This is a genomic window from Bradyrhizobium sp. (genome assembly GCF_049581145.1).
Lineage (GTDB): Bacteria > Pseudomonadota > Alphaproteobacteria > Rhizobiales > Xanthobacteraceae > Bradyrhizobium.
This window is the reverse complement of sequence record NZ_JBAURI010000827.1, coordinates 1-2,485: the sequence shown is the minus strand read 5'-3', so window position 1 is coordinate 2,485 and position 2,485 is coordinate 1. Positions and strand designations below refer to the sequence as shown.

The window sequence follows — 2,485 nt, the reverse complement described above, 5'->3', positions numbered from 1 at the left end:
CCCTCGCCCTACCTGCAGCAGCTCCTGGATCGGCTGCGCGAGCAGGAAAAAGGCGGCGGCGACGCACGTTGACCCGATCGTGACGACAAAAATTCATCGACAAACCGGTTGCCTTTGCGCCGCGCTGCGGTGACAACCCCGCATGCTTTCCATCACCGAAATATCGGTCCGGCTTGCCGGGCGACTTCTGATTGATCATGGCTCGGCACAGATCGTTCCCGGCGCGCGAGTCGGCCTGGTCGGCCGCAACGGTACCGGTAAATCGACGCTGTTTCGGGCGATTCGCGGTGAACTCGCGACCGAGACGGGCAGCATCACCATTCCTTCGCGCTGGCGCGTCGGCAGCCTCGCGCAGGAAGCGCCGAACGGACCGGAGAGCCTGATCGAGGTGGTTCTCAAGGCCGATCTCGAGCGCGACGCACTGCTGCGCGAGGCCGACCATGCCGAAGATCCGCACCGGATCGCGGAAATCCAGACCCGCCTCGTCGATATCGATGCCCATTCGGCGCCGGCGCGCGCCGCCGCGATCCTGAGCGGGCTCGGCTTTTCGACCGCGGACCAGGCACGGCCCTGTTCGGAATTTTCCGGCGGCTGGCGGATGCGGGTCGCGCTGGCCGCGACCCTGTTCGCCGCGCCCGACCTGCTGCTCCTGGACGAGCCCACCAACTATCTCGATCTGGAAGGAACGCTCTGGCTTGAGGACCACCTCGCCAACTATCCGCGGACCGTGATCGTGATCAGCCACGACCGCGACCTGTTGGAAACGTCGGTCGATCAGATCCTGCACCTGGAGCGCGGCAAGCTCACGCTGTACCGCGGCGGCTATTCATCCTTCGAGGAACAGCGCGCCACGCGGGAAATGCTCGATGCCAAAGCCGTCAAACGTCAGGAGGCGGAGCGCAAGCGCCTGCAGGACTTCGTCGACCGTTTCAAGGCCAAGGCCTCGAAGGCCCGCCAGGCCCAGTCACGCGTCAAGATGCTGGAGAGGATGAAGCCGGTGACCGCGCTGGTCACGCAGGACGTCCGCGAGATCAGCTTCCCCGCGCCGGAAAAAGCGCTGTCGCCGCCGATCATCGCCGTCGACAATGTATCGGTTGGCTACGATCAGACCAGTCCGGTGCTCAATCGCGTCACCCTGCGCATCGACAACGACGACCGCATCGCGCTATTGGGCTCGAACGGCAACGGCAAATCCACTCTGGTCAAGCTGCTCGCGGACCGGCTGAAGCCGTTTTCGGGCTCGATCACGCGCGCCGACAAGCTCGCCATCGCCTATTTCGCCCAGCATCAGCTCGACGAATTGAACGAAGCTGCCTCCGTCTACGACCATGTCCGCAAACTGATGCCGGAGGCGCCCGAAGCCAAGGTGCGGGCGCGCGCCGGCGCCATCGGATTTTCCGGCAAGGCCGCCGATACCAGGGTCGCAAGCCTCTCCGGCGGTGAAAAAGCCAGGCTGCTGCTCGGACTTGCGACCTTTTTCGGTCCCAACATGATCATCCTGGACGAGCCGACCAACCATCTCGACATCGATAGCCGCGCGGCGCTGGCGGAAGCCATCAACGAATTCCCGGGCGCGGTAATCATGGTGTCGCATGACCGCTATTTGATCGAAGCCTGTGCCGATCAGCTCTGGGTGGTAGCCGACCATGCTGTCACGAGCTTCGAGGGCGATCTCGACGACTACCGGCGCATGGTGCTGTCGGCGCGCGGCCAGCGCACAGGTCTGCGCGACCGCGGCGACAACGGGCGCCCGCAAGCCCCTGCGAAGCAGGCCCCCGAGAAGAGCGAGCGCGAAAAGCCCGAGAAGCGCAGGCCCATCAAACAGAAGATCTCGGATGCTGAAGCCGAGATCGAGCGCATCACCGGCATCATTGCCAAGATCGATGCCGCGCTGGCGCTGCCGGATCTGTTCAGCCGCGACCCCAGGCAGGCCGCCCAGCTCAGCAAGGCGCGCGCCAATGCGGTCAACGCGTTGCAGCGCGCCGAGGACGCGTGGCTGGAAGCCAGTTCGCAATTTGACGGGGCGTCGGGCTAGAGCATCGTGGGGAAAAGCATGCAATCGGGCGACGAACCGACGGCTACCTCATTGTTTTCCTCGCGACAAACGCGGAACGCGTTTGCGGAGATCATGTTCAATCAAACCCCTGGAGCGCGATGGCGATTCAAACTCATCGCGCACCAACCATAACTAACCGTCGCAGATCAGGTCGCAGCCGGAGGCTTTTTCTTGGACTTCGATTTCGCGGTCTTCGGCGGCGGCGCGACCGGATCAGCCCCGCGTTCGACCGAGCGCAGGCGTCCGCCCTGGAAAGTATAGATTCCAGCGCGCGGGCCCTGCGACCAGGTCACGACGGCGACCCTTTGACCGCCCGGACTCGCCGAAATATTGACGTTGTCTGGCGCGCCGATGCCGCGCACGACATCGCATTCGGTGTGGCCGAGCGCGACCGCTCCCGGCCGCGGCGGCGGCGCGCCCGTTTGCGGG

The 2,485-nt window shown here is 64.7% G+C and carries 1 protein-coding gene and 1 pseudogene; one reads left to right on the top strand and one right to left on the bottom strand.

Annotated elements, in window-relative coordinates:
- Nucleotides 1-142 precede the first annotated feature (142 nt).
- Nucleotides 143-2,035 carry an ABC-F family ATP-binding cassette domain-containing protein gene (locus tag WCB02_RS27085; RefSeq protein WP_423962827.1) on the top strand — a complete coding sequence of 631 codons (1,893 nt, stop codon included), beginning with the start codon at nucleotides 143-145 and terminating at the stop codon, nucleotides 2,033-2,035.
- A 167-nt stretch (nucleotides 2,036-2,202) separates the two neighbouring features.
- Here the strand turns inward: WCB02_RS27085 and WCB02_RS27080 are convergent.
- A pseudogene (locus WCB02_RS27080) lies at nucleotides 2,203-2,485 on the bottom strand (hypothetical protein); the annotation flags it as partial.

Bases quoted from the DNA above. Each gene is read 5' to 3' on its own strand.
- WCB02_RS27085 (WP_423962827.1), top strand. From the start codon at position 143: ATGCTTTCCATCACCGAAATATCGGTCCGGCTTGCCGGGCGACTTCTG.